This is a genomic window from Lapillicoccus sp., from assembly GCF_025353065.1.
In the GTDB taxonomy this organism is placed as follows: domain Bacteria; phylum Actinomycetota; class Actinomycetes; order Actinomycetales; family Dermatophilaceae; genus Lapillicoccus.
On the sequence record NZ_JANXRJ010000001.1, the window covers coordinates 1 to 4,409 of the forward strand.

5 protein-coding genes are annotated in these 4,409 nt (G+C 72.6%); all 5 read right to left on the bottom strand.

Features of this window, described 5'->3' with window-relative positions; translation table 11 throughout:
- Positions 1–172: 172 nt before the first annotated feature.
- Positions 173–1,585 carry a glucoamylase family protein gene (locus Q0R63_RS00005; protein WP_295692153.1) on the bottom strand — a complete coding sequence of 471 codons (1,413 nt, stop codon included), beginning with the start codon at positions 1,583–1,585 and terminating at the stop codon, positions 173–175.
- Positions 1,582–1,992, bottom strand: a complete 411-nt coding sequence (locus tag Q0R63_RS00010) for a pilus assembly protein CpaE (protein ID WP_295692156.1) — start codon at positions 1,990–1,992, stop codon at positions 1,582–1,584. The genes Q0R63_RS00005 and Q0R63_RS00010 overlap by 4 nt, the downstream gene beginning before the upstream one ends.
- A 54-nt stretch (positions 1,993–2,046) precedes the next feature.
- Complete coding sequence (locus tag Q0R63_RS00015) at positions 2,047–2,667, bottom strand: response regulator transcription factor (RefSeq protein ID WP_295692159.1); 621 nt, start codon at positions 2,665–2,667, stop codon at positions 2,047–2,049.
- Positions 2,664–3,911, bottom strand: coding sequence for an ATP-binding protein (locus tag Q0R63_RS00020; RefSeq protein WP_295692163.1), 1,248 nt, complete (start codon positions 3,909–3,911; stop codon positions 2,664–2,666). The genes Q0R63_RS00015 and Q0R63_RS00020 overlap by 4 nt, the downstream gene beginning before the upstream one ends.
- On the bottom strand, positions 3,908–4,409 hold a 502-nt coding region (locus Q0R63_RS00025; RefSeq protein WP_295692166.1), incomplete at its 5' end, for a hypothetical protein. The genes Q0R63_RS00025 and Q0R63_RS00020, both read right to left, overlap by 4 nt.

Below are 4,409 nucleotides of genomic sequence, written 5' to 3' on the forward strand. Positions count from 1 at the left end.
CCACCCCAAACCCCGCTTCCTGCGCCGGATGCACCGAACGTGGGCGTTTTGTCGCGCGATTCGGTGCATCCGGCGCAGGAAGCGGGGTTTTCGCCGGAGGCGCTGCCGGGCGGTCCGGGTGCTATCGGGCGGGCCGGGCGGTCAGTGCGGTCGTCGCGGTGGTCGGGGTCGGTCAGGCGCCGGCTCCGAACTCTTCCATCTCGACCAGCGGCCGGACGGCCTCGACCTGGGGGGCGAAGCACCGGCGCATCGCGTCGTCGGCACCGTGGTTGGCCAGCGCCGCCATCACCATCGCCTGGTCGAGCGCGAGATGGTGCTCGGCCCGCAGACCGCGCCGGACGTCGACGGCGTCGTGGAAGCCGCCCGGGCCGTAGGCGCCGTGGTCGACCTCGACCCGGCCGAGGTTGTCCAGGGCGGCCTCCGGCTCGTGGGCCATCGCGAGGAACGAGGCGTGCGGTGTCACGGTGCCGCGCGACCAGTATCCGGCCGCGCTCATCCCCAGGGCCTTGACGCCGAACTCGCCGTAGCCGTCCGGCGGGTCGCTGCTCGGGGAGAAACCCCAGACACCCAGCCCCTCCTCCTCCAGGCCGTGCTCGCGCTGTGCCCGCACGTGCAGCGGGTGGTTGCGACCCCAGGACCGCGGACCCCACTCGGCCTCGGGCACGAAGAGGTCGGGCATCAGCTCCTCGAACATGCTCCCGCCCCACCCCGGCACGATCCGCATCCCGCGGTAGGCGACGGCGCCCTCGACCACGTCGACCCCGAGGTGCGTCACCGTCTCCCCCGTGACGACGGGCGGCGGTGCGAGGTGCGGCTCGCGACCCGCGGCCTCCTCGTCCGCCACGTATGCCGCGCGGTCGGCCTCGAGCCGCGCCTGCGGGAGGGTGCGGTACGGCCCGAACCACTGGGCGTGCGGCACCTGCCCGGCGGCGATGCCGAGGTACGACGCGATCCGGGTCTCCGACACGATCGTGTCGTAACCCGGGAGGTACCAGACGTCCGGCCCGAGTCCGGCCTGGTTTCCCTGTCGCATCGGCGATCCCGGCCCGGGGTCCTCGTCACGGAAGCCGGCCGAGATGAGCCCGGCCGCGCGATCGGTGCGGTCGAGGACCATGTCCCAGCGCATCCGGTCGACGATCCGCGACGCCGCCCCGGCGACCGACGGCTCCGCCGCGCGGGCCACCATCAGCCCGGTCGCGAGCCACGCGGTGTCGACACTCGACACGAGGGGCCGGACCCTCCGGCCGTCGGCCCGCCCTTCGAGGACGGGCTCGCCCGAAGCGCTGTCGTACCAGTTGTAGAACAGGCCGCTCGGCTCGTGACTGGGTATCAGGCCGATCGTCGCGATCGCCCGGGCCAGGAGGTCGCGACAGGTGTCGGCGTCGATGACCCCGAGCTCCCGGGCGGCGACGGCGCTCCAGAGCAAGTCCCCGATGTTGGTCGGCGACGTGGCGGGGGAGGGGTGGCCGAGGTCCGCGCCGACGGCGTCGGCGACGAGGCCCGTATACCGGTCGGTCATCGCCTCGAGGCTGCGCCAGGTGTCACGGGCCCACCGGCGACAGTCCGCGGCCGGCGTCGGGGTCATTCCGCCTCTGCACCCAGCCGACCGAGCAGAGCTCTGGCGTAAGCCCGTTCGGGGTCGATGTCGACGAAGCGGCCCTCCACGCCACCGGCGGCGGTGGCCGTCACGGCATACCCGCCGGAGACCTGTTCGAGGCGCGAGAAGGCGGCGCCCAGCAGCTCGCGCAGCTGGTCCTCGCGGGGGAACCACACGACGCGCTCCTGCTCGATGCTGTCGAGGGCCCACTCGGTCGTGCCGTTGAAGCCGATGAGGTCGCCGGACTCGAAGCGATGGATGTCGGCGGTGACGTCACTGAGGACGAAGACGCGTTCCTCCATGTCCTCGACCGGCACGACGAAACGATCTCCCGAGGACGGCGTCCAGATCAGCCCCGCGGTCTTCAGCTGCTGGGCAAGCTCGATGGTCAGCATGACTCCATCCAAACACCTCCGCTCCCGGGCCGCCCCGGAGCGGGCCGAGGAGGCTCAGGTGAGCTCTCCCCGGTCGATGGCCGTGGTGACCGCCGCCGTCCGGTCCGAGACGCCGAGCTTGGTGAAGATGCGCAGCAGGTGGGTCTTGACGGTGGCCTCGGTGATGAAGAGGTCGAGACCGATCTCGCCGTTGGTGCGCCCGTCGGCGACGAGTCGCAGGACCGACTTCTCCCGTGGTGACAACGGTGCCCGGTGGGGTTGGCGCACCGTCCGCACCAGGCGGGCCGCGACGCTGGGCGACAGGATCGTCTCGCCCCGCGCCGCCGCCCGGACCGCGCGGACGAGCTCCTCGGCCGGGGTGTCCTTGAGCAGGTAACCCAGTGCTCCCGCCTCGACCGCCCGGACGATGTCGCCGTCCGTCTCGTAGGTGGTCACGATGACGACGGCGGTCCTCGAGGGGCCGGCCCCGATCGCCCGGGTGGCGTCGACGCCGTCACCGCCAGGCATCCGCAGGTCCATCAGGACGACGTCCGGGCGCAGCTCCGCGACGACGGCGACGCCCTCGGGCCCGGATGCCGCCTCCGCCACGACCTCGAGATCGGGTTCGTTCTCGAGCAGGGCGCGGAAGCCGGCGCGGACGACGGGGTGGTCGTCGCAGAGCACGATGCGGATCATCGGGGCAGCTCCACCCGCAGCTGGGTGCCGCCACCGACCGCGTCACCGAGATCGATGCTGCCGCCGAGCTCCTCGACGCGAGAACGCATCCCGCCGACCCCGAAGCCACCCGTGCCCGCCTCTGCGCCGAACGGGTCGGCCGGCGAAGAGCTCAGCCCGATCCCGTCGTCCGTCACCAGCAGCGTGACCCAGTCGTCCGCGAGCGACAGCTCGACGTCGACGCGGTGCGCCTGGGCGTGCTTACGGATGTTGCTCAGGGCTTCCTGCGTGACCCGCAGGAGCGCCACCTCCGTCGGGCGGCCGAGGTCCTCGGGTCCCTCTGGCCCCTGCGCGGTGATGGCGAGGCGGCATACGGCACCGGTCTCGGCCTCGAGCCGGCTCACCAGCCGGGCGAGGGCATCTGCGAGGGCGGAGGAGTCGAGCGACGGTGGAGCGGCGTCGGCGACGATGGCGCGGGCCTCGGCGAGGTTCTCGCGACAGGTGGTGGCCGCGAGGTCGAGCAGCGAGGTGGCGCGCTCGCGGTCCGTGGTCCCGGCGGCGGCCTGGACGAGCGCGAGGATGCTCGTATATCCCTGCGCCAGCGTGTCGTGGATCTCGGCCCGCAGCCTGGCCCGCTCGGTGAGCACGCCCGTCTCGTGGGAGAGCCGGGCGACCTCTCCGCGGCTCGCCTCGAGCTCGCCGAGCAGCCGGGCCCGCTCCTCGCTCTGGACCGAGATCTGGTCGATCCACGCCGCGATCACCCCGCTGCCGACGGTCGCGGCGACGGCGAGACCGATCAGCCCGAGGAGTCCCTCGGTCGTGTGCCGCACCAGGTAGTTCGCGAGGGGCTGGACCAGGCTGAGGACGGCGATCATTGGCACCGCGACGAGCCACCGCAGGACCAGCAGCGCCTGCACGCAGAGCGAGGCGAGCGCCCACGCGGCCGGTTCGGAGGCGACGACGGCAACGACGAAGAGGACGCCGGCGGTGGCCACGTAGGCCAGGCCCGGGCCCGTCGCCTCCTCGTGGAGCGTGGCGAGGTCACGACCTCGGACCACGTATGCCGCGGCGAGACCGAGCAGCGCGAGCGTCGCGACCACCCGCGCCACGAGCGAGGGCGGGCCGACGGCCCAGACCTGCGCCATCGCCACGACGAGGACACAAAGGTGGTAGACGTCCCACACCCGGAAGTCGAGACCCGGCGCCAGCAACGACGAGGTGCGGGCCGGATGACCGGCCCGCACCTGGGTCTCGGATCGGGTCACGCGGTGACCGTGCTGGGGTGGGTGGTGGTGCTGATCTCGGTGACCTGGGTGACCTCGGTGACCTGGGTGACCTGGGTGACCTCGGCCTCGGTGGGCTCGGCGGTCACGTGGGCGATGTAGCGCTTCATCGAGGCGATCGGGAGGGTGATGCTGGCGGCGACGACGACCGTGGTGACCGCGGTGCTCGCGGCCGGACCGGCCAGGACGAGGGCGGCGGTGCCGAGGGTGAAGCTGATGGCCCACATGGCCGTGATGATGTCATTGAAGCGGAGGAACTCGGGAGTGCCCACCATCTCCGCGGGGGCTTCCTTGGTCGAGAAGGCGAGGGTGAGGGGGCGTCGGACGGCGATCGAGAGCCACATGATCGCGGCGATCCAGCCCTGCGAGATGGCCTGCGTCCAGGCCTCCAGTGCGGGTCCTGGGACAACGGAGGAGGCGACGAGCACGAGGGCGAAGAACGCGGCCCCGCCGAGGCTGAGGACGTCGGGCCGCTCCCGG